The 25,322-nt window shown below is 56.1% G+C and carries 24 protein-coding genes, 1 tRNA gene and 1 pseudogene; 15 read left to right on the top strand and 11 right to left on the bottom strand.

Annotation, left to right across the window (positions count from 1 at the left end):
* Positions 1-23: 23 nt before the first annotated feature.
* Positions 24-1,430, bottom strand: coding sequence for a type I glutamate--ammonia ligase (gene glnA, locus RZS32_RS01190; RefSeq protein WP_317055215.1), 1,407 nt, complete (start codon positions 1,428-1,430; stop codon positions 24-26).
* Positions 1,431-1,463: 33 nt separating this feature from the next.
* Positions 1,464-1,802 carry a P-II family nitrogen regulator gene (locus tag RZS32_RS01185; RefSeq protein WP_317055214.1) on the bottom strand — a complete coding sequence of 113 codons (339 nt, stop codon included), beginning with the start codon at positions 1,800-1,802 and terminating at the stop codon, positions 1,464-1,466.
* 170 nt (positions 1,803-1,972) lie between these two features.
* On the opposite strand from RZS32_RS01185, the gene RZS32_RS01180 reads away from it, so the two are divergent.
* Positions 1,973-2,620: an NAD(P)H-hydrate epimerase gene (locus RZS32_RS01180; protein ID WP_317055213.1), complete on the top strand. Its 648-nt coding sequence runs from the start codon at positions 1,973-1,975 to the stop codon at positions 2,618-2,620.
* Positions 2,621-2,658: 38 nt separating this feature from the next.
* Positions 2,659-3,594: an NAD(P)H-hydrate dehydratase gene (locus tag RZS32_RS01175; protein WP_317055212.1), complete on the top strand. Its 936-nt coding sequence runs from the start codon at positions 2,659-2,661 to the stop codon at positions 3,592-3,594.
* A gap of 3 nt (positions 3,595-3,597) precedes the next feature.
* Here the strand turns inward: RZS32_RS01175 and RZS32_RS01170 are convergent, their stop codons facing one another.
* On the bottom strand, positions 3,598-4,092 hold the full coding sequence (locus RZS32_RS01170) for a Hint domain-containing protein (RefSeq protein ID WP_317055211.1): 495 nt from the start codon (positions 4,090-4,092) through the stop codon (positions 3,598-3,600).
* Between the two features lie 152 nt (positions 4,093-4,244).
* Between RZS32_RS01170 and RZS32_RS01165 the strand changes: the two genes are divergently transcribed.
* Both RZS32_RS01165 and RZS32_RS01160 read left to right on the top strand, forming a co-directional pair.
* Positions 4,245-4,328: transfer RNA gene (locus RZS32_RS01165), tRNA-Leu, on the top strand.
* A 246-nt stretch (positions 4,329-4,574) separates the two neighbouring features.
* Entirely contained in the window at positions 4,575-5,207 is a 633-nt protein-coding gene (locus RZS32_RS01160; protein WP_317055210.1) for a VPLPA-CTERM sorting domain-containing protein, read from the top strand.
* Between the two features lie 179 nt (positions 5,208-5,386).
* Here the strand turns inward: RZS32_RS01160 and guaD are convergent, their stop codons facing one another.
* Positions 5,387-6,697 carry a guanine deaminase gene (guaD, locus tag RZS32_RS01155; protein ID WP_317055209.1) on the bottom strand — a complete coding sequence of 437 codons (1,311 nt, stop codon included), beginning with the start codon at positions 6,695-6,697 and terminating at the stop codon, positions 5,387-5,389.
* Between the two features lie 128 nt (positions 6,698-6,825).
* On the opposite strand from guaD, the gene mgtE reads away from it, so the two are divergent.
* From mgtE to RZS32_RS01140, 3 genes are read left to right on the top strand one after another with little or no spacing between them, the layout of a single operon-like run.
* Positions 6,826-8,220, top strand: coding sequence for a magnesium transporter (gene mgtE / locus RZS32_RS01150; RefSeq protein WP_317055208.1), 1,395 nt, complete (start codon positions 6,826-6,828; stop codon positions 8,218-8,220).
* Positions 8,217-8,783 (top strand): 5-formyltetrahydrofolate cyclo-ligase, encoded by a 567-nt coding sequence (locus tag RZS32_RS01145; protein WP_317055207.1) that lies wholly within the window; start codon positions 8,217-8,219, stop codon positions 8,781-8,783. The genes mgtE and RZS32_RS01145 overlap by 4 nt, the downstream gene beginning before the upstream one ends.
* Positions 8,770-9,237, top strand: coding sequence for an OsmC family protein (locus tag RZS32_RS01140; RefSeq protein ID WP_317055206.1), 468 nt, complete (start codon positions 8,770-8,772; stop codon positions 9,235-9,237). The genes RZS32_RS01145 and RZS32_RS01140 overlap by 14 nt, the downstream gene beginning before the upstream one ends.
* A 1,006-nt stretch (positions 9,238-10,243) precedes the next feature.
* Here RZS32_RS01140 and RZS32_RS01135 read toward each other — a convergent pair.
* Positions 10,244-10,657, bottom strand: coding sequence for a DUF2924 domain-containing protein (locus RZS32_RS01135; RefSeq protein WP_317055205.1), 414 nt, complete (start codon positions 10,655-10,657; stop codon positions 10,244-10,246).
* Positions 10,658-10,820: 163 nt separating this feature from the next.
* Between RZS32_RS01135 and RZS32_RS01130 the strand changes: the two genes are divergently transcribed.
* The 5 genes from RZS32_RS01130 to RZS32_RS01110 all read left to right on the top strand — a co-directional run bounded on the left by RZS32_RS01130 (position 10,821) and on the right by RZS32_RS01110 (position 16,143).
* Positions 10,821-11,975 (top strand): pyridoxal phosphate-dependent aminotransferase, encoded by a 1,155-nt coding sequence (locus tag RZS32_RS01130; RefSeq protein WP_317055204.1) that lies wholly within the window; start codon positions 10,821-10,823, stop codon positions 11,973-11,975.
* Positions 11,976-11,999: 24 nt separating this feature from the next.
* On the top strand, positions 12,000-13,208 hold the full coding sequence (locus RZS32_RS01125) for a M20 metallopeptidase family protein (protein WP_317055203.1): 1,209 nt from the start codon (positions 12,000-12,002) through the stop codon (positions 13,206-13,208).
* A gap of 9 nt (positions 13,209-13,217) precedes the next feature.
* Positions 13,218-14,408: a RidA family protein gene (locus RZS32_RS01120; RefSeq protein WP_317055202.1), complete on the top strand. Its 1,191-nt coding sequence runs from the start codon at positions 13,218-13,220 to the stop codon at positions 14,406-14,408.
* A 14-nt stretch (positions 14,409-14,422) separates the two neighbouring features.
* Positions 14,423-15,409 (top strand): AraD1 family protein, encoded by a 987-nt coding sequence (araD1, locus tag RZS32_RS01115; RefSeq protein ID WP_339106763.1) that lies wholly within the window; start codon positions 14,423-14,425, stop codon positions 15,407-15,409.
* 104 nt (positions 15,410-15,513) lie between these two features.
* Complete coding sequence (locus RZS32_RS01110; RefSeq protein WP_317055199.1) at positions 15,514-16,143, top strand: GntR family transcriptional regulator; 630 nt, start codon at positions 15,514-15,516, stop codon at positions 16,141-16,143.
* Positions 16,144-16,452: 309 nt separating this feature from the next.
* On the opposite strand, the gene RZS32_RS18950 is transcribed toward RZS32_RS01110, so the two are convergent.
* From RZS32_RS18950 to RZS32_RS01085, 6 genes and pseudogenes are all read right to left on the bottom strand, one after another.
* Positions 16,453-16,875, bottom strand: a complete 423-nt coding sequence (locus tag RZS32_RS18950) for a helix-turn-helix domain-containing protein (protein WP_422395929.1) — start codon at positions 16,873-16,875, stop codon at positions 16,453-16,455.
* Between the two features lie 203 nt (positions 16,876-17,078).
* Positions 17,079-18,707, bottom strand: a complete 1,629-nt coding sequence (locus RZS32_RS01105; RefSeq protein WP_317055198.1) for a putative ABC exporter domain-containing protein — start codon at positions 18,705-18,707, stop codon at positions 17,079-17,081.
* A 3-nt stretch (positions 18,708-18,710) separates the two neighbouring features.
* On the bottom strand, positions 18,711-19,463 hold the full coding sequence (locus RZS32_RS01100; protein ID WP_317055197.1) for an ABC transporter ATP-binding protein: 753 nt from the start codon (positions 19,461-19,463) through the stop codon (positions 18,711-18,713).
* A gap of 516 nt (positions 19,464-19,979) precedes the next feature.
* Positions 19,980-20,225 (bottom strand): annotated as a pseudogene (locus tag RZS32_RS01095) (tyrosine-type recombinase/integrase); the annotation flags it as partial.
* Positions 20,226-20,412: 187 nt separating this feature from the next.
* Positions 20,413-21,378 carry a tetratricopeptide repeat protein gene (locus tag RZS32_RS01090; protein ID WP_317055196.1) on the bottom strand — a complete coding sequence of 322 codons (966 nt, stop codon included), beginning with the start codon at positions 21,376-21,378 and terminating at the stop codon, positions 20,413-20,415.
* Positions 21,378-21,791, bottom strand: a complete 414-nt coding sequence (locus RZS32_RS01085; RefSeq protein WP_317055195.1) for a hypothetical protein — start codon at positions 21,789-21,791, stop codon at positions 21,378-21,380. Before RZS32_RS01085 ends, RZS32_RS01090 begins: the two co-directional genes overlap by 1 nt.
* 203 nt (positions 21,792-21,994) lie before the next feature.
* Here RZS32_RS01085 and RZS32_RS01080 point away from each other — a divergent pair, with 203 nt between their 5' ends.
* From RZS32_RS01080 to RZS32_RS01070, 3 genes are all read left to right on the top strand, one after another.
* Complete coding sequence (locus RZS32_RS01080; protein WP_317055194.1) at positions 21,995-23,170, top strand: winged helix-turn-helix domain-containing protein; 1,176 nt, start codon at positions 21,995-21,997, stop codon at positions 23,168-23,170.
* 346 nt (positions 23,171-23,516) lie between these two features.
* A complete protein-coding gene (locus RZS32_RS01075; protein WP_339106762.1) occupies positions 23,517-24,326 on the top strand; it encodes a TIGR00282 family metallophosphoesterase in 810 nt (269 codons plus the stop codon).
* A complete protein-coding gene (locus RZS32_RS01070; protein WP_317055193.1) occupies positions 24,323-25,246 on the top strand; it encodes a DMT family transporter in 924 nt (307 codons plus the stop codon). Before RZS32_RS01075 ends, RZS32_RS01070 begins: the two co-directional genes overlap by 4 nt.
* Positions 25,247-25,322 lie beyond the last annotated feature (76 nt).

The raw sequence follows: 25,322 nt of genomic DNA, 5'->3' as shown, positions 1-25,322 counted from the left end.
GCAGGGAGATATCCCAGAGCCGCTTAGCAGCTGTAATACATCTGGAATTCCATCGGGTGCGGCGTGTGTTCGTACGCCTCGATTTCTTCCATCTTGAGCTCGATGTAGCCCTCGATTTGGCTTGTCGTGAAGACGTCACCGGCCAGCAGGAAGGCATGATCTGCCCGGAGCTCGTCAATCGCCTCACGCAAAGAGCCACAGACTGTTGGAATGCCTTCAAGCTCTTCGGCAGGCAGATCGTAGAGGTTCTTGTCCATTGCCTCGCCTGGATCGATCTTGTTGTTGATGCCGTCAAGCCCGGCCATGAGCAGTGCCGCAAAGCACAGGTATGGGTTGGCGGATGGATCCGGGAACCGCGCCTCGACGCGCTTGGCCTTGGGGCTTTCCGTCCATGGAATGCGCACACAGCCTGACCGGTTACGCGCGGAGTAGGCCCGCAGAACCGGTGCTTCAAAGCCTGGGATCAGGCGTTTGTAGCTGTTGGTCGATGGGTTGGTGAAGGCGTTCAGCGCCTTGGCGTGCTTCAGGATGCCGCCAATGAAGTAGAGCGCTTCCTGGCTGAGGTCAGCATATTTGTCGCCTGCAAACAGAGGTTTGCCATCTTTCCAGATCGACATGTTGCAGTGCATGCCCGTGCCGTTGTCGCCCGCGATGGGCTTGGGCATGAAGGTCGCCGACTTGCCATAGGCTTGGGCGACATTGTGAATGACGTACTTGTATTTCTGGAGCTCATCGGCTTGCTCAGTGAGCGAGCCAAAGATCAGGCCCAGCTCGTGCTGACAGCTGGCCACCTCGTGGTGGTGCTTGTCGACTTTCATGCCCAGACGCTTCATGGTCGAAAGCATTTCAGAGCGGATGTCCTGTGCGTCGTCAATTGGGTTCACCGGGAAATACCCGCCCTTGACGCCGGGACGATGACCCATATTGCCCATCTCATACTCGGTGTCAGTGTTCCAGGACGCATCCAGCGCGTCGACCTCATAAGACACCTTGTTGATCGACGTTGAGAAGCGCACGTCGTCAAACAAGAAGAATTCGGCTTCCGGACCCCAGTAGGACACATCACCAATGCCTGAGGATTTCAGGTAGGCCTCAGCCTTTTGCGCCGTACCGCGCGGGTCGCGCTCATAAGCTTCGCCTGTATCTGGCTCGACCACGGAACAATGCACGCACATGGTCTTCTCGGCATAGAAGGGATCAATGTAACCCGAATTGGTGTCAGGCATCAGCTTCATGTCCGAGGCTTCAATCGATTTCCAGCCTGCGATGCTGGATCCGTCAAACATGAACCCTTCGTCGAGGAAGTCCTCATCGACCTGATCGGCCATAACCGTCACATGCTGCAGTTTGCCCCGTGGGTCAGTGAAACGAATGTCAACATACTCGACATCCTCGTCCTTGATCGTCTTGAGCAAGTCTTTTGCGCTCATGGTCCTAAATCCCCTTGCTGTTTTGGAGTGATGTTACAGTGCGTCCGAACCGGTCTCGCTGGTGCGGATGCGAATGGCTTGTTCAATCGGGCTGACGAAAATCTTGCCGTCGCCGATTTTGTCGGTCTTGGCGGCCTCCACGATGGCTTCAATGGCGGCGTCCACCTGATCATCGTCCAGAACCACGTCAATTTTGACCTTGGGCAGGAAGTCGACCACGTACTCAGCGCCGCGATAAAGCTCGGTGTGACCTTTCTGACGGCCAAACCCTTTGACTTCGATCACCGAGAGTCCCTGAACGCCCACATCCTGAAGCGCTTCCTTCACTTCATCGAGCTTAAACGGCTTGATGATGGCTTCGATCTTTTTCATGGTCGTCTCCTCCGACTTACTTTCGCAGAAGTGCAGACCACTTCTGTTTCAGGGGAACAATCGGATAGGATGCTGTGGCCAGCGCACGAAGGGTGTGAAACTATAAATGCCCAAAATTTAGGCACATTGCCCACGAAGTGGGCGAAATTGAATCGAGGGACAGGAGAGAGATGACCGAATTGCTCACAGCAGCCCAAATGCGCGCCATCGAACAGGCCGCGATTGAGTCGGGAGAAGTGACCGGCCTTGAGCTGATGGAACGCGCCGGGCGCGGCGTGGTTGATGCGGTGTTCGAGGAGTGGCCGGAACTGGCCAAAGCCCCGCACCGGGCCGTTGTTCTCTGCGGGCCGGGAAACAACGGTGGCGACGGGTTTGTCGTCGCACGGCTTTTGAAAGAGTGGGGCTGGGAGGTGGAGGTGTTTCTCTACGGCGATCCGGATAAACTGCCGCCGGATGCAAAGGTGAATTATGAGCGGTGGGACGGCAAGACCAATGCATGGGGGCCAAACTTGGTTTCTATTGCGGGAAGTGCAGATCTTCTTGTGGATTCACTTTTTGGAATAGGACTAAATCGGCCAGTACCAGATGAAATCTGGGAAGAGATCGCTGTCCTTTACGGTGGGCCACGGCCAAAACGCGCCGTTGCGATTGACGTTCCGAGTGGTTTGAATGGCGATACCGGACTTGATCCCGCTGAGGACTGCAGCATTTTCGTCGTGGACCTAACGGTGACATTTCACAAGAAAAAAGTTGGTCATGAAAGCAACTTTGGCCCCGACTTTTGCGGCAAAACCGTAGTAAAGGACATCGGCCTGTGACTTTCTTCTTGCCGCAAATATCCCCGCCGGAGGCATAAATGTATAGAGAAGCACGTGTTGTCTCCGGCTCAACCGCCATGAAAGAAGCACTCCGAAAATCCAGCAGTAGCCACAAATACACCCACGGCCACGCCCTCATCCTTTCTGGCGGCCCCGGTCACACTGGCGCGGCACGTCTTGGTGCCAGAGGAGCACTTCGCATCGGGGCAGGGCTGGTCACCCTGGGCGTGCCGCCTGCGGCGCAACAGGAAGTGGCGAGCCAGATCACCGCCATCATGCTCAAACAGGTTAAGGATGCAGCGGCGTTGGCCAATGTGCTGCAGGATGACCGTTTGAATGCGCTGTGCCTCGGGCCGGGGTTGGGCGTTGAGCGTGCGAAAGACCTCGTTCCCCAAGCACTCTCTGTCCCGGCTCCCGAGCCGGGACGTCCCGGCAAACCAAGAGACCCTGGATCAGGTCCGGGGCTGCGATCTGTCGTGCTGGATGCCGACGCTCTCACGGCATATACCGACAATCCAGAAACGCTATTTGCCATGCTCCACCAGCGTTGCGTCCTCACCCCACACGCTGGTGAGTTTGCCCGCCTCTTTCCGGACATCGCCGAGAAACTCAAAGCGCCTGCAACCAAAGGCCCGGCCTATTCCAAGGTGGACGCCACGCGAGAGGCCGCCGCGCGCGCAGGCTGCGTGGTGCTTTTCAAAGGCCCCGACACCGTGATCGCAGCCCCGGATGGGCGCTGTTCGATCAATTCCGCCCAATACGACCGCGCGGCCCCTTGGCTGGCCACCGCCGGGTCGGGCGATGTGCTGGCTGGCTTCATCACCGGACTTCTGGCGCGCGGGCTTGCCCCGATGCAGGCGGCAGAAATTGCCATCTGGCTGCATGTGGAATGTGCGCTCAGTTTCGGCCCTGGACTTATTGCCGAGGACCTGCCGGAGGAATTGCCGAAGGTGTTCCGGGCCTTGGGCGTTTAAATCTTAACTGGCCTTGGATACCACATCTGACATTGGATCGCTGCCAAGCTCCAGCCCGTCGGCATAAATCACATGCGGCGTGTCGAACTCTAGCCGGTAGAGCGTCAGAGACCGTTCGCCCAGGTCGGTCACGAACTCCCCATCAACCAGCCGTCGTGCGTGCATCATGGCCTGTGATGCCCCGAACAACGCCTCAGCCCGCCAATCGCGAATGAGCAAGGGTTGCTCCGCCGGTAGGATGACATCCCGCTCGGGGCGCGTATGCCCCAACGACCCGGCTAGGATCCGCACCGCATAGGTTTCAACCGACTGCCGCGAGATGCCGCGCAGCACAACCGCCCCCTGATCGCGTGTGATCACCCGTGCCCCGGCGCGCAATGCCTCAACAGAGGTTTCCCCATCAAGTGTCAGGACAACGGCACCCGGCAAAATCCCAACGCGTTGCAATGAAATAGATATGTCTTCGGTCTCAGCCTGGCTGACCATATTTGCCGTCATCGGCCCACTCGCTCTGTTCTTGCCTGTTTTTTGCACAAGATTATGGCAAGATTCCGTAAATGTCGCGCGTTTTCTGCACGGTCAAATTCCTGTCAGGCCTTAACGATTTTCTCTCGCATCCCGGCCATGGCTTTGCTAAGAGGCGGCTCGATGCGGGTGTGGCGGAATTGGTAGACGCACCAGATTTAGGTTCTGGCGCCTTTGGCGTGGGGGTTCGAGTCCCTTCACCCGCACCAATCCACTTGTTCGTCTCTGCGAGACAGGACGTTCAGACGTGTCAGCCAGATTTTGCGAATTGTCCTTGCTTTTGGGACAAAGCTCTTAGTGAAGTATTCACTGTTTCGGTTTCTCCATAAATAAATCTACCTAAGCATCTGTAAATTAATTGTTTTCGGTATAAGGGCTTTAGCTATTTCGTGTTTTTTGCTTTAAGAAACCCCTGTGCAAATTGCTTGATGTGTAACGATTGGGGGATCAACAAAATGTTCAAAACACTAAAGCTGGCTGCTGCGCTGATATTGGGTTTGTCGGCGACATCTTCACAAGCAGCAACCTTCACTTATGACTTATTTGACCATCCAGATGGGGGCCTTTCGGCATTCGACTACGGATTGCGCCTGGACTACTACGACCGCGTCTTCTCATTTGAGAACGGTGGCGACGCAACGCTCGTCTACAACGACTCAGATGGAACAGCCACAATATCCGGAACCATGCGCGAAAGCCTTGGTAACGGCATGTTCGGTCAACTTTGGGATATCGTATATTCCTTTACGGGCCTTACTGATCTTGGCGATGGGGCGTTTCGAAGCGAAAATAACTCCGGTGCAGGAAGCATTTCGCTCGGAATGACGTCGCTCGTCCTGGGTACAAAGTCGAATGGATCTTACTATTTCGAACTGGATGACGATGGCCATCGTCTTGGAGGCCATTCAGGGTTCCCCAGTGATACCTTCGTCGGTCGCGGCTGGGTTGATCCTTATTCGAACCTTGGCGGAGCGAACGATTTCCTTTTCACGGCACAAATCAGCCCGGTGCCACTACCGGCAGGCGCGTGGTTGCTTTTGTCGGGGTTGTTCGGGATTGGCGTTTTGAAGCGACGCCAGCGCAGCTAAAGTGGTTCGCGATCATCTGTCAGCCAGATTTAACGCGAAACGCTTTAACGTCGTAAGGCATTGAAAACAAACAGCGCGCCAACATCTGTTTGGCGCGTTTTTTTACCGGCGTGGAGGAGCAACAGGAGCGTTGGTTTGTCCTGACGACACCACTGCTTGGTCAGGGTGCCCAAGTTGCGTCACCCATTTCCCTTTGCGTTCAGCTTGAGCACCTTATCTCCCCCAACCCAAACTGCCTTCACGGCCCGGTCATCTCCCATCATGATCGTTGGAAAAACCGCTTCCCAGATATTTTCTGCCCGGGCGTTTCGTTGCGCAATCCCCGGCGTTGAGGCCAGCTCAATGGCCACCAGATCGGCCTCCATTCCGGGCGCGACGGTGCCGATCTTGTCGCTCATATGCAGCGCCCGCGCAGATCCTGCTGTGGCCAGCCACCAGAGTTGAGCGGGGTGGAGCGCAGTGCCGGTAAGCTGGGCGATCTCGTAGGCGGCGGCCATGGTGCGGAGCATGGAAAAGGAAGACCCGCCTCCGGTGTCCGTGGCGAGACCTACGGGGATACCATCGGCCACCCGTGCGGTGAGGTCAAAGAGACCGGAGCCGATGAATGTGTTGGACGTCGGGCAATGGATGACGGACGCCCCGACCTCGGCCAGACGCGCCCGCTCGCGCGGTTCCAGGTGGATGGCATGACCGTAGAGGCCTCGCGCACCCAGAAGCCCATGTGCCTCGTAGGTGTCCAGATAATCCCGAGCCTCTGGAAAAAGCGACACAACCTTTAGAATTTCTTCCTTTTGTTCCGATAGATGCGTTTGCATGAGGCAGTCCGGATGCGCGGCCCACAACGCCCCTAGCGCTTCGAGCTGCTCCGGCGTGGATGTGGGCGAAAAGCGGGGCGTAATCGCATAGCTCAGCCGATCTGCCCCATGCCAACGCTCAATCAGCGCTTTGCTGTCGTCATAAGCCGATTGCGCTGTGTCACAAAGCCCCTTTGGCGCCCCGCAATCCATACAGGTTTTCCCGGCCACGGCGCGCAGTCCACGCGCTTGCGCCTCGGCAAAAAACGCCTCCACGCTGGCCGGGTGGCTGGTGCAAAAGCTCGCCACGGTGGTTGTCCCATTGGCCAGCGTCAGATCAAAGTACCGAACCGCAATCTGACGCGCATAGTCCGGATCTTGGAACTTCATCTCTTCGGGAAAAGTGTACTGCTCCAACCAATCCAAAAGCCGCTTGCCCCAGGATGCGATGATTGCCGTCTGTGGGTAGTGCACATGCGCGTCGACAAATCCCGGCGAGATGAGATGTTTGTCAAATCGGTGGATCTCGGCCTCTGGCGCGGCCTGACGCAAGCTGTCCAGCGTCCCAACATCCGCCACAGACCCATCGCGCACAAGCACCGCCTCTTCGATCCGAGCCGACTCTGCCGCAGGCACCTCAAACGGCGAGGCGGTAAAGCACAGCACATGTCCTGTGATGATTTGCGCGCCCGCCATGATGTCCCTTTGCTGCACTTGGCCCCGGACACAGGATACGCACAGCCGCATGTGCCGTAAATGCGCGACTTGGCGTTGTTTTTCGCGCCCTCATTCCGTAAAGCTTGCGGCAAAGGGAGAGGGCGCGCATGGCCGAAGAGCTGCAGGATATCGAAGAGACGGCCGAGCGCGACGAGGATGCCTATGTGCTTGACCGTCAGGCCGTGGCGCGCATCATGTACGCAGTCGATATCAGCGATCAGGCATTGCTATGGGGCGAGCTTGACCCGCTGCACCCGGCTGACATCGCCGACCTTCTGGAACAGATCAACGCCTTTGACCGCCGCCGCCTGATCGAGCTTTACGGGCACGAGTTTGACGGTGACGTTCTGACCGAGCTCGACGAGAGCATTCGCGAAGAGGTGATCTCGATTCTGCGTCCCGAGGTTCTGGCCGAGGCGGTGCGGGAACTGGAATCCGACGACGTTGTGGACCTTGTCGAAGACCTCGAAGAGGGGCAGGCCGCAGCGATCCTTGAGGTTCTCGAAGACAGTGACCGCACGCTGGTTGAGCAATCGCTGACCTATCCCGAATATTCTGCCGGCCGTTTGATGCAGCGCGAAGTGGTCATGGCGCCTGAGCATTGGAACGTGGGAGAAGCTATTGATTTTATTCGCAATCAAGAGGATTTGCCGGATCAATTCTATCACGTGACGCTGGTCGATCCGCGCCTGAAACCGGTGGGAAATGTGACCTTGGGCAAACTCATGTCATCGCGCCGCGAAGTCATGCTCAGCTCAATCGTTGAAGAAACCTTTCACGTCATTCCCGTGGCGCAAGATGAGGGCGACGTGGCTTATGCGTTTAATCAGTATCACCTGATCTCGGCCCCCGTGGTCGATGAAAACGAGCGCTTGGTGGGTGTGATTACCATCGACGACGCCATGGCCGTGCTGGATGAAGAACACGAAGAAGACATTCTGCGTCTGGCTGGTGTCAGTGAGGAGGGCTCCCTGAGTGATCGGGTCATCGATACCACCAAGCGGCGGTTTCCATGGTTGGCGGTGAACCTTGTCACGGCCATCTTTGCGTCTCTGGTCATTGCCCAGTTCGAAGCGGCCATTGCGCAGATCGTGGCGCTGGCTGTTCTGATGCCGATCGTGGCCTCGATGGGCGGCAATGCCGGCACCCAAAGCCTGACGGTTGCGGTGCGCGCCATCGCCACCAAGGACCTCACCGGGTCCAACGTCTGGCGTTTTATCCGGCGCGAGGTGCTGGTGGGGCTGGTCAATGGCGTGATCTTTGCGGTGGTGATGGGGATTGTGGGCGTTTTGTGGTTTGGCGGGCCGGAACTTGGGTATGTCATCGGGGCCGCCATGGTGATCAATATGGTGATGGCCGGGCTTGCGGGAACAGTCATCCCCGTCATGCTCGAACGCATGGGAATTGACCCCGCACTTGCCTCAGGAGCCTTTGTGACGACGGTCACGGATGTCGTTGGTTTCTTTGCCTTTCTCGGGCTGGCCGCCATGGTGCTGCTATGAACGACCTGGCAATCATCAAGGCCGAAGCCCGCAAGGCGGCCTTTGCGCGACGCAAGGCGGCCCATGAGGCCGCACCGCCTGGTGCCGCGGGGCTGTTGTCGCAGGTTTTGGCCGGATATCGCGGCGTGCCACTGGCGGGTTACATGCCCATTCGCACAGAGATAGACCCGTTGCCCGCCATGGCCGAGGTGGCGGCACATGGCCCTGTTGGTGTGCCGGTGATCAAAGCCGAAGGACAACCGCTTGATTTCTCCAGGTGGGAGCCGGGATGTGCGTTGAAAGACGGGCCATTTGGCGCGCAAATTCCGGACGTGGATGACTTTTTTGAGCCTGAAATCCTGATCGTGCCACTGGTGGCCTTTGATCGGCATGGTGGGAGGTTGGGCTATGGCGGCGGCTTCTATGACCGTACGCTGGAGCGGCTGCGCGCCAGACGTGGCACCTTGGCGATTGGATTTGCCTATGGCGCGCAGGAGGCAGAAAATCTGCCGCTGGAGCCGACGGATCAACCTCTCAACATGGTGGTCACAGAAGCAGAGGTGATCGAATTTGGCCAATCATGACTACACCGCACGCGTGACATGGACCGGCAATCGCGGGCAGGGCACTGCCAGCTATCGGGCCTATGACCGCACATGGAACATCGAGACCCCGAACAAGCCAGTGGTGCACTGTTCCAACGACCCGCTTTTGGGGGGCGATCCAACGCTGCACAACCCCGAAGATTTGCTGATTGCCTCACTGAGCGCCTGTCACATGCTTTGGTATCTGCATCTGGCCAGCGACGCTGGCATCGTCGTGCAGGGATATGTTGATGACCCTCTGGCCGTGGGGGAAAGCCTGCCCTCGGGCGCAGGCCGGTTTCTCAGTGCCACACTGCGCCCGGTGATCACTGTGCCGGACGGCACGGACCTGGCCAAGGCGGATGCTATCCACCATGAAATCCACAAAACCTGCTTCATTGCGCGCTCGGTGAACTTTCCCGTGACCTATGAGGCGCGCTATGAGGTCGGGTGAAGCGGTTATGAACCTTGGCCTGTCTGGGATTGGTTTTCGATAAGATTTGAGCACTGGACGTCGGGCTCGGAACTGCTGCGACTGATTACAACCAACCCGATCCAGCACACGTTGTACAGCGGACCGTTTTTCTGCCGTAACACCCCTCGCACTGAGTGAAGACAGCGCGCCCATTGAGGTCGCGACCTTTCAGGACTTCCCCTTGCCCGAGCAGATACGACAGTGCATCAAGCTCGATCCATGACAGATGTGGCACCGTCGGCGTACCTCGGGTTCCTCTGTCTTCGGCTTCAGGTGTGGACCTGTGTGATGATCCCAGTAATTTCCAGACATACTTGTCTACGTGAACAAGGAAGTGGGCATCGCGAGGGCAAACCCAAGGCATCTTCACGGCGCAGGATGAAAATTGCGCATAGCGGCAAAGGCTGGTTCGGACTCAAACCGGACGTGAACTTATGATGTTCAGTAAGGACATTTAGGCAATTCATGCTTTTGCGTAAATTTGGCCCGTCTGCTTGGATACCTCAGCGCTGAACTTCAATCGAAGTTACTCGAGTTGTTTGAAAGCAGGCTTTAAAAATGAACACCATTGAACAAATCTTCGAGGCAGCTCTATCGCCACTGAGCAGTGAAGAAATTCGAGCGATAGTCGACTGTGAATTGGACTGTGTTGATTTCGAAACATCGGACGTACGGCTTATGCTAGCTGCCGATTTGATCAACGATGCAGCCTGAGAGGTGGCTACACAACTAGAAGAAAAACCAAATATCCCAAAGGTGTTTAAGCTTGATGATTCAGCACAACTCAATTTCTCAGAAATGTTGATTGTGAGTGCCCGAGATACCCTCGTCTTTACAATGATCCGGCAACACCTGCCAGCCTTCATGGCTCTGGCACGTGATATAGGCCTCAAGGCCTCACGCTGGGCATCAAGCGAACTGAAGTCTTGTTACAAACCCTATTCGGAACTCTTGCGGATGTATGTGGCACAACGGATGCGGCGCATCACTGCACCCCGAAAAAGCCCGGTCCAGACCATCGGGCACCGGTGATGTGTCTGGCGACGGCCGATAGAGACCGCCAAGTCTTGCCATCCATCACGAAGCCACTATCCATCACTTCAACCTGATAGGTTTTCCCGTTCCATTCCCGAACCAGGTGGGATCCGGGTTTGGCAACGGTCGGTACGAGATTCCCGGCTGCGATTTGCTTCAGACGACGCTTGGTCTCGATTGTCGTCTTTGTCTCCACTCTTTCAGCAAAGGCCAAACCTTCACCTGGTACTGAGTGGAGCCCGGTGTTTCCGGGCGGCATCAAAGGTACGAACACTACCGCTCGACGTCGCGCCGAAGTCCAGTTTTGTCCGCTGTGGAATTCGGCATTGTTGTGCAAAGGAAACAATCTGGTGGGCTTGGCCACCTCTGGTTAACCATGTGGTGTGCCCCGTGGGTGGTCATCGCTGGTGTATGAACACAACGTGAAGAATATTTACGATATCTTATAGAAACGAGCTATCATATTACTGATATACTATCGTCCTTTCATTGGGTGAAGAGCTGTAAAAGTGAATAAATTCAAAAGTATGACAAAACGAATCGCTCGGGTCGAATGGTCGGGTATCAGGAACATGCACGCTAAGGCCAGCGTCTACGACAATGTGATCAATCTTGGAATCGGCCAGCCTGACTTCGATACCCCGGGCCATATTATTTGCGCAGCCAAGATCGCGTTGGATGAAGGCTACACCCGCTATCCTCCTGCACAGGGCTTTCTGGATGTACGCAAGGCGATTGCCGAGAAGCTGAAGCGCCAGAACGGCGTCATCGCCGATCCGGAGACCGAGATCATGGTCACAGTCGGGGCCATGCAGGTGGTATTCAACACCATGCTGAATTTCATCGAACCGGGTGATGAGGTGATCATCATGGACCCGGGCTATGATTACTTCTCGCAAATCCGGCTTTTTGGCGGTGTGCCGGTCGCGGTGTCACTGCGAGAGGAAAACGGCTTCCGGCTCGATCCGGCGGACCTGCGCGCGGCGCTGACCGACAAGACCAAGCTGATTGTGATCAACTCGCCCTCCAACCCCACCGGGGCCGTATTTGGCCGCGCGTTGATGCAGGAGGTTGCTGATATCGCCATCGAGCATGATCTGTTCGTGTTCTCGGATGAGCCTTACGAGGACCTGATGTTTGATGGTCGTGAGCACGTCAGTATCGCGGCCTTTCCAGGGATGAAGGAACGCACGATCACCGCTTTCACTCTGTCCAAGACCTACGCCATGACCGGCTGGCGCGTGGGCTATGCGGTGGGCACGTCTGAGGTGATCGCCGAAATGGAAAAGCTGATGGAGCATCTGGTTTCGGGTGTCACGGCCGTGTCGCAACGCGCAGCTTTGGCCGCGATTTCCGGCCCGCAAGACTGTGTGCATCAGATGACCGCAGCCTACGAACGGCGGCGGCACATTGTGCATGACGGGCTCAACGCCATCGAAGGTATCTCGTGCATCATGCCCGAAAGCACCTTCTATGCTTTCCCCAACATCAAGGCACTGGGGCTGTCCTCGTGGGACTTGGCCGATCACATCCTCAAGGAACAGCAGGTGATCACCATCCCAGGGCTTATTTTTGGCGAGAATGGGGAGGGTTATCTGCGCCTCTCCTTCGCCGTCGAGGATAACGAGCTGCGCAGGGCCATCGACCGGATCGGACGCGCTGTCGCAACGCTGCGCACATGACACATTGCCGGAAAGGACACCATCATGCCCTTTGACATCAAAACCCGCGTGAAAGAGCTGGAAGACGAGCTGATTGCCCTGCGACGCGACTTTCACATGCATCCCGAACTTGGGATGGAAGAGCATCGCACTGCCGGCATCGTTGAAGACTATCTCAAGGGCCTGGGCCTGGAGGTTTCGCGCATGTGCGGCACAGGTGTGATCGGCTTGTTGAAAGGTGGACAACCGGGCAAAACGCTGATGCTGCGGGCCGACATGGATGCCTTGCCTATTCAAGAAGCCACAGGGCTCGAGTTCGCTTCAAAGACCCCTGGCGTGATGCATGCCTGCGGTCATGACGGGCATACTTCGATGATGATGATCGCGGCGAAAATCCTGTCCGAGAACCGCGAGAGTCTGAAAGGCGATGTGAAGTTCGTGTTCCAGCCGAATGAGGAAAACGGCTGTGCGCTCGATATGGTTGAGGCGGGTGTGATGCAGAACCCGAGTGTCGATGCGGTCATGGGCACGCATCTGATGACCGGGATGCGCATCGGCACAATCTCTGCTGATGATGGCCCGGTCATGGCCGAGGCTAATGTCTTTCGTCTCACCCTCAAGGGCCTTGGCGGGCATACGGCGGTGCCGGAGGATGCGGTTGACCCGATTTTAGGGGCTGCCGGGGTGATCCAACAGTTGCAGGCGATCCAGACGCGTGAGCTGAGCCCCCACAAGGCGGTCGCCCTTGTCTTTGGGTCGATACATGCCGGAACGGCGGCCAACATCATCCCTGACAAGGTTGAACTGCAAGGCACATTGCGTTGCCTGTTCAATTCGAAAAAGGAACCGGGGGAGTATCTGCTCGACCGGTTCGAGCGGATCGTTTCGGGCATATGTGCAGCGCATCGTATGGAGTATCAGCTGGAATGGACCTTCCACGACCCGGCCGTGATCAACGATGCCGAGATCAGCGCCATCGTGCGCAGCGCGGCGACGGATGTGATTGCCGGGACCGACAACAAGATTGTGCCGTATGTCACCATGATCGGAGAGGATTTCTGCCGCTTCTCCCAAGAGGTGCCGGGTACATTCTATTTCGTCGGCGTCGCCAACCCCGAGAAGAAGACAGACTTCCCGCATCACCACCCCAGCTTTGACATCGACGAGGACGGGCTGGCCATCGGCGTTGAGCTGCATGTGACCAGCGCGCTGCACTATCTCAACGGACAATTGCAAAACCGCCCCGCGGAATAGGAGGCGCTTATGCCGCGCAAGAATTTCAATCCGAAGAACTTTGAACTGGACGTGGATCACCCTTGGACCATGGCAATCCACTCCAACGATATGGTCGTTCTGAACCCCCAGCTTGACCTCGATCACCCTGACGATCTTGCCATGCAAACCACAGTGAGCATCGGCCATATCCGCAAGCTTCTGGCGGATATCGATTGTGACGAAGGCGACATCACCAATCTGCGCGTGTCTTACGTGAACAAAGGTGATGTGGACGAGGATGCCTATCGCCAGAGCATTCTTGATCAGTTGCCCGACCTAATTGGGGCCACGTTGGAGATGGTTCCGTTTGACCGGCTGGTGCTGCCTGAATTGCTGGTCGAGATCTGCACCTATGCCATGCGTGGCCAGAACGGAGAGGTGTTTGCTCGCGCCTCCGCCGATCCGCAAGGGTTTTACCACCCCGGCGGATCGTTGGCGCAAGGTGTGAAGTGCAAACACATGATCTATGTTGGTGAACAGGTGGCGCGTGCGCCGGGCGGCGAGGTGCTGCACCCCGGCGACCTGAGCGCCCAATGTGCTGCCATTCTGGATCAGCTTGAGACGGTGCTCGCCGATCTGAATGCAGAGCTTGCGGATGTAGTGCGGCTCAATATCTTCTATGACGTGAGGGCGTCCCAAGACGATTGGGCTGCTTGTCAGACCCTTCTGAAATCCCGCTTTGGCGCGGCCGCACCGGCTCTTACGGCAATCCCACTGCCGCGCCTTTATCCGGAGGGCAAGCAGATATCCCTCAGCGCCTGGGCCATGCGCGGTGAGGATGGTGATGCCCTGCCCAAACAACACGCGGGGCTTGACGCCGCACCAGGCCCGGCCATGTGGCGGCATGCGATTGCCTGCGAGGACATGATCTTTGCTGGAGGGATCTCAACCGTCCAGAGCGACGGCACCGTTGGTGCCTCTGGCGAGCACATCGCCCAGACCGAGCAAAGTATGGCCCGCATCGACACACTCATGCGCGACCTCGGCGGGCGGTTGCAGGATGTGCACAAGACCAACTCGTACTACGTGCTGAGCACGGTGGAAGAGTTCAACTCCAACCTCCAGACGCGCAGTGATTGGTTCGAAAAACCCGGCCCCGGCTCGGTTGGCCTGCCTCTCGACAGTCTGACCCATCCGGGCCAGCGCATCGAGGTCGAGGCTATATTGGTGAAAGAATAAAGAGGGAGAGAGCCATGAGACTTTCACAGCTTCTGAACGCGCAGGGTCAAAAGATCGTCTGCGCCACCGATGACACCGGCACCAGCCGTAAGCTGGCGGATGTCGCGGGCATCCGCGAATTGGCGATGCAGGCGTTGCAAACACAAACCAAGCTGACTGATCTGGCCCTTGCCTGCGCGACAGAAGAGGTGGTTGATCTGGTTGCTGCTCTGGACGAGGGACGGGTGCTCACACCGATCGACCATCCTGACCCAGCGCATCTGCTGGTCAGTGGCTCAGGGCTTTCGCACAAAGCCTGGGTCGCCACAGAGCCCGATCACGGCCCCGATGAAGACGCCTGGCCCGATCATTTCAAGACCCTGATGCTGGGCCAGCGTGGCGGAAAACCTGCACCGGGCGAATGGGGGGCGCAGCCTGAATGGTTCTTCAAGGGCAATGGCTACATCCTCGTTCCACCTGGTAGCGCGGTGGAGCATCCTTTTTATGGCGTGGGGCCGGGCGAGGAGGCCGAGATCGCAGGTATCTACCTGATCGGCCCCGACAGGACGGGTCATTGCCTTGGTTACACGCTGGGCAATGAGTTCTCCGATGAAGAGATGTATTTCAGAAACGTCTATCACCTGGCGCAATCCAAAAAGCGCGAGGTGTCGCTTGGGCCGGAGCTGCTGGTGGGCGACCTGCCCGAAGATATCCCGGCCCGGATCACCCTTGAGCGCGACGGTGAAGTGCAATGGCAGGCAAAGTTCCGCACTGGCGAGGCCAACATGCTGCATTCTATCGCAAATATTGAGGCGCATTATTTCAAATACAGCCAGTGGTACATCCCTGGCGATATCCACGTGCTTTATTTCGGCAATGCGGTGATGAGCACGGCCCAAGGTGAGGTGGTCGAAGACGGTGATATATATCGGCTGGACTGCGAGACGTTTGGTCTACCCTTGGTGAACTCGGTGCGCTTTGGCCCTTCATTCCCGATCCCGCGAGCAAAACCGCTCTGGTGAGGCATGCCAAGCATCATATCTTTGATATACCCTAGGGCGGGTTCTCGGTTGCAAAAATGGGGCGCTTAAAATACGTGACCGTCCTGACATTTTGAGGAACCCGCATGGCCAAGGAAGCATATTCCATCATCAAGGAGCGCATCCTGTCAGGGGTGTATGGCTCCGGCGAGTTCATCAATGAGCTGGCGCTGGCCGAGGAGCTCAATGTCAGCCGCACACCGATCCGCGAAAGCCTTGCGCGGCTCGAATGGGAGAAGCTCGTTACGATCATCCCGCGGGCAGGCGCAATGGTGGCCCCCACTGAGCTTAACACCGTCAAAGAGGCCTATCAGGTCCGGTTGGTTCTGGAAGGAGAGCTGGGCCGACGCGCAGCGGTCCGTGCGACGCCTGAGATGATCGACGCGCTGGAGGAGATCAAGCACAAATGCGAGGGCTTTGTCGAAGCCGGAACCCAGGATGACCTCAATGCGATTTCGCGTGAATACCGGGCCGTTTTGGGAGCCGCCGCGAGTAACAAGACCCTCTTCGAGATGTCGGACCTCTTGTTCAACGTCTCTGTTCGGGTTTGGCATACTATCCCTGAAAAGGATGCACATGCGCAGCTGGCGACCGCTCTGATCGCAGAGATCGACGCGATGATAGAGGCATTCAAAGCAAAAGATGGTGGGGCCGCTCAGAAAGCGATGCAGGACGCCCTTCAGTATTACACGGAGAAATTGAGAAGCCTGTTCTGAGGGTTGGACCTTGCGGAAGACGCGTTCAGAACGCGGCTGTTCTCTGATCCTAGCAATCAGTCCATGACTATGCGTTGTGCTTAAGAACAGATTTAGCTCGAATTGATATCAAGAAACCAACTTCACCGATTTTTGCCCTGCTGGTCAGGAACATATCGTCAAAACTCTGAAGCAAATTCGGCACTATCTTATCGTTGTTTGGCTGCGACTGAAGAAAACAACTCATGGCTCGCGGTGAAAGACTGCTTTCACGTACTGCACCGTAGCATCCGAACGGCATGTTGAAAGGCAGCAATCGGCCGGCCGTGTTCAAACGGTCCTGATCTGGCTGAGACACTGACGCCTGAATGCCAGTGGTGTCAGCCCGACCTCACGATAGAAGTACTTCGTGAAATTTGTCGCTTCACTGAACCCGAGATCAGATCCGATGGTCGAAACCCTGCTGTCGGAATTCGCCAATTGCCTCTTGGCTTCCAGTATGATCCGCGTGGTCAGAACCTGATGTGGTGTCTGACGCGAAATTGCTTTCGTAGAACGACTTAGGCTTTTCTCTGAGCAACCAAGCTCTTTCGCAAAAGCACCAATGCGCGACCAGTCACTAAACCGTAGCTCAACTAAATTCAAAAAATCCAGATGCCGTCGCAGATGCCCTTTTTTTATCGGGCAAGGGCCGTGCTTGCGATATTGCGAGCTTCTTGTGGGGCGAGGAATGCAACGCTGTACCGGAGGCATTGGCATTGCCCATTTTCGCTGCAATCACAAATCTGGTGTTGTGCATGAACGGAACCAAAATGGGCCGCAATGCTCAATAGAGCCTCTTTCAGTGTCTCTGTTCCATGCTTCCAGATTTCAGGTCAAAGCCCCCAATTCGGATGGATAGGATAGACCTCATAGATCCGCCTTATCGTCTAAGTTGGAGTTTCTCATTCGTTGCCTTAGTCGATGGTTTCTGCAACCGCGAAGCGCCGGAAGGCATATTGCAGTGCGACCAATGTCATCAGTCCGATCAGCGTCAGTGTTAGCCAACTCGCCAGGCCAGACAGGACCAAAGTGGTTCCCATTGTTTTGAATGTGACCAGCCCCACGGCACCCGATGCCGCCATAGCAGCGAAAACAAACAACGTTTTCGCGATAAACTCGACAATTGAGCGACCAAGAAACTCGAAATCAGCCCGCCCCATCGCAACGAGCTTTGTTGGAAACAGTAGATGTACCGTGTTCTCGACTGCATAGATGAGCAACGTCAACGGAAGCGCAAAAGCGGCTAAGACCAGTGCAATGTCTGTCGTAACAATATCCTCAAAGACAAGGGCGCTTGTTATGATTGTCAAAGCAATGGCATAGGCCAGAAGCACCTGAACCACGAGTTGGCCTGCGCAAATGCGCCACGGTGCGATGGGCAGTGTTTTGTAGATTTCCATCCGGCTCAGGTCACCGCGAAAGTCGCAGACCAGATTGCGAGGTAGGATGAATGCGATGAAGACATAAATAATCATCAAAGTATGTGCTTCCGTGACCGGCGCACCGAGCGCTGAGGAAATCGGCGCAATACAGGCGGCGAGACCAGCAAATATGATGATAAGTTTGAATGAATTCCGCAATGCGTTGAGGGCCTGTCGCCAGGCAATGGGCCCCAAGCCGCCTGCACTTGGTGCTCGACGGATCGAGCGCACTTCGGTCCGCTGAGTAGCAAAGAACGATCCACCCTGTTTGATGCGCTCCCATCGGCTGCTGAGACGGGCGTTTTCAATCAGGGAGCGGTCGGTCGTGCGGGCATCGAGAACTATGACCGCGTGCAATAATGCGGCATTGATGACGACCGCGACAAGAGCCCAAAAGGCCAGATGTGAAAACGATGGCGCCACGAAAAGTTCGGCAAACACGATGTAGGGGATCAAGATGATGGTCCCGATCCATGAGTATCGAAACTCGGACAGAAGGTCGATAATGCCACGGTCGGACGTGACCCATGCGTAAAGCACGGTTGCTGCGGCAAGTGCGCAAAGCACCACAATAGCGGGCCATCGTATCCTTGCGAACCTACTGCCTTCCAGCGCCTGCCCGGTCATGCCGATGACAGCGCTGTTCAGCTGAACGAACACAAGCGTCAGGAGCGAGGCGATAAAGACAGACAGGGCCGATCCTGTTTGCGGCGGCGCAATGAGCGTGATGAACGCGCTCGTCAAGGCGACGCCAGCGACATAGGCGCCAAACTTATAGAGGATCAAATCTCGCCGGCGGAATGGCCCAGTAAAGAGAAAATTGATCTCATTCGGCGAAAAATGAAACGTAGGGCCGGTCGTCATCAATACGGTGAGCAGCGACAGCCCGAGCATGCTGAGCGGCATAAAAGTGAGGATCTGCTCGCTCAATGCTTGCCGGTCCAGAGCCGCTGATCCGAACAAGCTCGTGTCCGGGGAATTGTTTGAAGCGACCAGGAACCAAATGATCCCGCCAAAAGCAAGAGAGAACAGCAGGCCGCGCAAGCTGGCCAATTGAAGCAAGCGTTGGCGCAGACCGCCACGCAGTCGCATCATGAGAAGTTGGGACAGAGCAGGATTCATCTTTTAGACCTCTGCCGTCTCTGAGCTCGGGTCTGCGGCTTGCGTGATTGAGAAATACACTTCTTCAAGGGCTGACGTACTGTCCGTATGGCCAACCTCGCTCAGCAAGTCTTCCATCGTGCCAAAACGGCGGCATTCGCCAAGGTTTAACACCATGATGTGCGTACACAAATTCTCGAACAGGCTCAAAAGATGCGAGCTGATGATGATGGCCGCGCCAGCCTGCGCGCGGTCGCGGATTGCTTGCTGAATCCCCCGGATACCTTGGGGGTCTAGCCCCGTTAGAGGCTCATCGAACAGGATCACCTTTGGGTCGTGCAGAAAGGCACAGGCGATCGCCACCTTTTGCCGCATACCGCGCGACAAGTTATGGACAAGCGTATCGCGCTTGTGTGTGAGTTCGAATGACGCAAGGAGCGCTTCGGCATCCTTTTCGAAGTCTGCGAGTTTGTAAGCCGCCGCGGTGAAAGCCAGGTGTTCCCAAACCGTCATGGTGTCAAAGAGCCGTGGATCGTCAGGAATATAGCCGAGATTCTTTTTGGCTTCTATGGGCGCCTGGACAACGTCATGGCCAGCAACCAAGAGGCTGCCTGCGCTGGGTGGGATAATCCCGCACAAGGTCCGCAAGGTCGTTGTTTTGCCCGCCCCATTCGGCCCGAGCAATCCAAGGATTTGACCGGGTTCGACTGAAAAACTGAGGTTCTTGACGGCCGTGAAGCCTTTGTACTGCTTGCTGAAGTTCGTGACTGTAATCATCTGATCTTTGCCCAACACTTTCCGGTTTGTCGCCTGCTTCGCGGATTGGCATGCACGCCAGCACCACTGCTCAAGTCATCGATAATTTGCACCGCTTCATGTCAATTCTAAGTTCAAAACCGTTGTTCCAGAGGATCATTGTGTCCGGATCAGAGCAAAACTTGGGAAATATATAGTTGGCCGCTTTGTTGCAGTTGACCCGCAGCCAAAGAGCGCTGTCTACAGAGAAAACGAATGCCAGTAAAACTAGCTTGCATTACCGAAAAGCACTTTCAAATCCCTACTGCGCTTGATCAATGAGCTTTTTGCAACCAGATGAGCAGCATTTGGCGCAAACACAGCGATGGTCGAGAGCTCACAATCTACTGAGCTCGACCCACCTCAAAGCTCGCGCTTGCAGCGAATGTCTGGAAAGCGGGCTGCGTCCGCAGCGCCGTTGGATACCGCCCAACGTCTCTATGGGCCGCCCCTGAGAGCGACCCGAATTTGCTAGATTTCAATGGCCTCTGCGTTTGCCTACGCGTCCTCAAGCTCGACTCCCAGGTACCGGACTGTGCTGTCCATCTTTGTGTGTCCAAGCAGAAGTTAAATCGCCCGCAAGTTGCCTATCTTCTTGTAGATCTCGGTCACCTTTGTCCGCCTCATTGAATGCGTGCCATATGCGCTCGCCCCTAAACCGATCGATGTGACCCACTCGCGCACAATCTGTGCGTACTGGCGTGTCGAAGTGTGCAAGCGCTCATGGAGGCGACCGGGCCAAACCCGACGTTGACGAAGCACCATATCACGGTATTGCTACGATGCCTCCGAGGTCTGCAGTGAGCTCACCTTCGAGCAACGCCGGGCACTGCGCCATTTTGGCTTTGGCGTTAAAGGCTCTTGGAAATGGGCTCATCTTCTTACTCGACCGACTGGGACGGGTAAGATGACGAGCGTCAAAGATTGTTTTTTACGACGCTATTAACTCAATAGCCTCCAAGGCTTTGCGAGAAGATTTTGCACGCCTCAGAAAGCTCTTGTTGATTGGACTATGCGGTTTCACGGCCAGCCTTTCGGCGGTCAGCGCCTCGGCAGCACCACTTTTGCCTGAGCGCACCGCTGCTTCAGTCAATGTCCAATCAATGACGTCGCGTTGAGCGTGGCTTCCCCCGAAAGAGTTTGCGACAAACCTGGCCGGGTGAAGAATATCAACAGCTTGGTCGTAGCGTCCTTCCCAAAAGGCACGGAAGCCCTGGATCAACGGCATGCCAGTGACTTGCGCCCAACTGGCAGTCTCGCCACCGGAATCGTCGACAGTGCGGTACTGTTGCAATATCCGCTCAACCTCGCTTTCGCGACCTGCACCCAGATATGCCATCGCTGCATGCCAGTCATTGAAAGGATAGAGCCGCCCATCCGCATGTGCATCCCAACAACGCGCAACTTCGGCCCATCGGTCGCCGACATCGTGCCCTTCCATATGCAACCGCCAAAGCAAAGCCGAGGCATCCACCAAATCCAGGGCAACTTGACTTTCTTCGCCGCGCACGCGCGCATCGTAAAGCTGGATAACTGCGTCGGGCTTGCCACCTTCGAGATGGTAGAGTGCGTTGTGCCACCAATTGTGAACCTTAAAGAAGTTGTCATCGCCGGACCAATGCGGCTCGCGCGAAGACATCCATTGAATGCCTTCCTCGGCGCGGCCTTGCATTTCAAGAACATGCGCGACAGCGTGGTGCGCCCAGCAATCGAGTGGGTCGCGTTCAATCGCTTCCTTGCCAACAGCTTCGCCCCGGGAGTAGTCCCCGGCTTCTTCCAAACCGAAGGCGTACATGCCCAAAACAATAGAGTAGCCTGGTTGATCTTCCGACCATTTTGGCAGGACGCGTGCCAAGCGGTCACGCAGATTGCGTGCGTTCGCTCGGTAGAAATCCATCAGATGACCAGCTTGAAGACCCAATATGTCATGTGGGAACTCGATGTTGTGGCGGTCGAGCCGCACCGCTGCCGCTGTCCAGTTGTTGTTGAGAAGAGCCTCCAGAGCCGCCAGGTGAGAAATCTCTTGTTCGGTCTTCGCAAGGGTTTTGCTGTTTCCAGAATGGTCTTTGCTTCAGCGGCGGCCTCTGGTTCCGTCGCCAGGCCAAAAAGATAGGCCTTGAGGATATGCGCCATCGCAAACTCAGGCGCAGAATCTATCGCTTGATCGACGAGCGCTACTGGATCCCCTCGATAGATGTTAAAGGCACGCAGGGCTGCCTCGAAGTACTCCGAAGCTTCAGGATTTGTGCCACTTGCTTTGGTTGAAAAAAACTTTTGCTCATAATGTTCTCCGTAGATGAGTGTCTGCACTGCGTCGCCGTTTTCCAATTGCGACAGAGATATCAGCTCCAATTTGTGTCGTCGGCCAAGCAAGGCCGGAGTAATCACCGTTCACTCAGTCGACCCTGCTAATGACGGGTGTTTAGTTGAAGGCTTCAAAAGAAACTTTGCGAAGACCTTTAGAATATCTTTAGATTACGTGGAGATTACCTGATTTATTGCTACATTTCGGCATGACATTCTCGTTCGACGAATTTGAACTCAACACTGCAAAGCGCACTTTAAGGCGCAATAACGTCACCATTTCTTTGGAACCGCAGGTATTTGCCCTGATCAATTTGCTTGTCGAAAACCATGACAGGGTCATCTCAAAAGACGAATTGGTCGAGAAGATTTGGGGTGGCCGCTTCATTTCTGATGCGGCAATTGCCAGCCGGATAAGCCTTGCTCGAGCTGCGCTTGGCGACGACGGCAAACAACAGCGCTACATCAAGACTGTTCACGGTCATGGGCTGACTTTTGCGGCTCAGGTTTCGCAGATGAGCAATCTGGTATTAGGAGAATCCATAAAGAGCACTTCCGTGCAGCGCATACGCTTTGCACAGAATGCAGATGGGCATAGGCTGGCTTACGCTCTCACTGGCGCAGGTCCGCCACTTCTTCGGTTTCCGGCTCCACTGACGACGGACCTAGAGATCGAATGGAAGAACCCACCAGAGCGCGCCTATGTGGATATGCTTTCAAAGGCGTTTCAACTCTTGAGATTTGATCATGTTGGCGCGGGTCAATCCGAACGTGCCGAACCGCGATATGACTTTGCGGCACAGGCTGCTGATGCTGCCGCGGTTGCAGACGCGGCGGGTTTCGATAAATTCTCTGCGTTTTCGATGACAGGCGGCGCTTTGGCCGCCATCCAATTTGCAGTGCTTTACCCCGAAAGACTGCAACGCTTGGCTATTATTGGTGGATACGCCGACGGGCGCCTGGTTCGCGGCAAGCCTGAGGCAGAAGATCCTCTCAAGATGCTAATTGCCGAAGGGTGGCAGCAAGAAGACAACGCATTCGCTAAGGCATTCATAACGTCATATTATCCCGAAGGTCCGTCCGAGGAAGTCCACAGTCTTGTACGCCACATGCAAGCTGCTTGTCCGCCAGAAATCATGCTGGGAGACAGGGATGCAACGAACAAGGCCTCAGTCGCAAACCTGTTGTCGCAGGTTCGCTGCCCGACTTTGATAATACATGCTCGAGGCGATTCCGTTCACCCGCTTAGCCAAGCGCAAAAACTGGCCGCGGGCATTCCAAATGCAGAATTGGTAATCTTGGAAACATCTAATCTCCTACCTTATCCAGGAAACAAGGTTTGGACATCATTCACCGAAACACTAACCGAGTTTCTTGCCAATTAGTCTTAGCCGCTCACCACAGTCTTCGGCTCAAATCACGGGAAGATTTCTACTCCTTCCCATCAAAACAAGCACTGACATCCAAAGCCCGCTTTGTCCCGCACAGCAGACGTTCTCCAACTCTTGATCACAAAACGCACCCAGTGTTTTGGACCCTACGTTAACCCATCGACCACGATTTTTTGCTCACATGAGGCGCACCGACGGAATACCGACGCAATACCGACGTGATACTGACGTCCAAATCCCTGAAAACAGAGACGTTAATCTATTGGAGCCAAATCCTGAAGATGGGCTCTGCATTAAACCCGCTCTTGCCCTTTTTCGCCCTCCGCTCTACCACCGCTGAATGAGAATTCTGTATCTTGGTGACATTGTGGGCCGCGCCGGGCGGCAGGCTGTGGCAGACCGGCTGCCGCAGTTGCGCAGCGATTGGAAACTCGATTTTGTGGTGGTCAATGGTGAGAACGCCACGGGCGGTATCGGCCTCAGCGGGGCACATGCCAAGGCGCTGCTGGATGCTGGTGTGGATTGCCTGACACTGGGCGATCATGCCTTTGACCAGAAGGATATGCTGCAGTTTATTGAGGGCGAACCACGCATCATCCGACCGCTCAATTTTGCCAAGGATGCGCCGGGACGGGGGCATCGGGTATTTTCAGACTTGCGAGGGCGAAAAATCCTTGTGGCCCAAGTGCTTGGACAGGTGTTCATGAAGCGCGCCTTTGCCGATCCGTTCAGTGCCGTGGACACGGTGATGAAAGCGCATGTTCCGGGGGCGGTGCAGGCCAGCCTCATAGACATTCACTGTGAAGCCACCAGCGAGAAGATGGGCATGGGGCATTACTGCGACGGTCGCGCCAGCATTGTGGTGGGCAGTCACACACACGTGCCCACGGGCGACGCGCAAATCTTGCCAGGCGGCACGGCCTTTCAAAGTGATGCAGGCATGTGCGGTGATTACCTCAGTGTGATTGGCATGGAAAAGGCCGAACCCATGCGCCGCTTTGTGACCGGCATGGGCAAGGAGCGGTTCAAGCCAGCGATGGGCGAGGTGACGCTGTGCGGTCTTTACGTGGAGACCGATGACGCCACGGGCAAAGCCACGCGCGTCGAGATGGTCCGACATGGCGGGCGATTGCCTCAGTCGGGACCATGAAACACACCGTCTGGCTCTATGCGGTGCTCTTCGCCATGGGCGCGGGGTGGGGGCTGACCATTCCGCTCACTAAGATTGCCGTCAGCACAGGGCACCAACCTTTTGGTTTGATTTTCTGGCAGCTGGTGGTGGTTGTTCTGATGCTTGGCAGCGTGACTTTGGTGCGGGGGCGCAAGCTGCAAATGAAGCGTCAATATCTTCGTCTTTTCGTCATGGTCGCCCTTTGCGGAGCTGTGTTGCCAGACATCTTCTTCTACCTCGCCGCAGCACAGCTTCCGGGGGGCGTGATGTCGATTGTCACGGCAACGGTGGCCATGTTTTCACTACCCATTGCAATCGCGCTGGGCAACGAAAAGTTTGAACCACAACGATTGCTTGGATTGGGGTTTGGCCTCGCTGGAATCATCCTATTGGTCGGGCCGGAGGCCAGCCTTCCGGCCAGCGCAAGTGCGGGGTTTGTGCTTTTGGCGCTATGCGCACCAATGCTCTATGCGACCGAAGGCAACCTGGTGGCCAAATGGGGCACGCAGGGGCTGGACCCGATGCAGGTCATCTTTGGGGCGTCACTTATCGGCATGGCGCTGACCTTTCCCATGGCTTTGGTGTCGGGGCAATGGATCAACCCGCTGATAACGTTTGGAAAACCTGAGATCGCGCTCATCGCCGCAGCCGCGCTGCACGCGCTTGTCTATGCCTGCTATGTCTGGATGGTCGGGCGTGCGGGGTCCGTTTTTGCGGCGCAAACCAGCTATGTGGTCACGGCCATGGGCGTTCTGTGGTCCATGGCCATCCTGAGCGAGAGCTATTCGGTGTGGGTCTGGCTCGCGCTGGGCGTCATGCTCCTGGGCATGTTCCTGGTCCAGCCACGTGCCGCTCGAGTGCTTGTGCCGGGCCGTGTGATCGAAGAAGATCAAACCTAGTTCAAAGGAGCCGTTCGCACGTGATTGCAACGCTTGATCTCAGCCAGACCACTCAGGCCATCATTGCGCTGAGCGT

The organism is Roseovarius sp. W115 (assembly GCF_032842945.2).
Classification (GTDB): domain Bacteria; phylum Pseudomonadota; class Alphaproteobacteria; order Rhodobacterales; family Rhodobacteraceae; genus Roseovarius; species Roseovarius rhodophyticola.
This window is presented reverse-complemented; position numbering and strand designations above follow the sequence as displayed.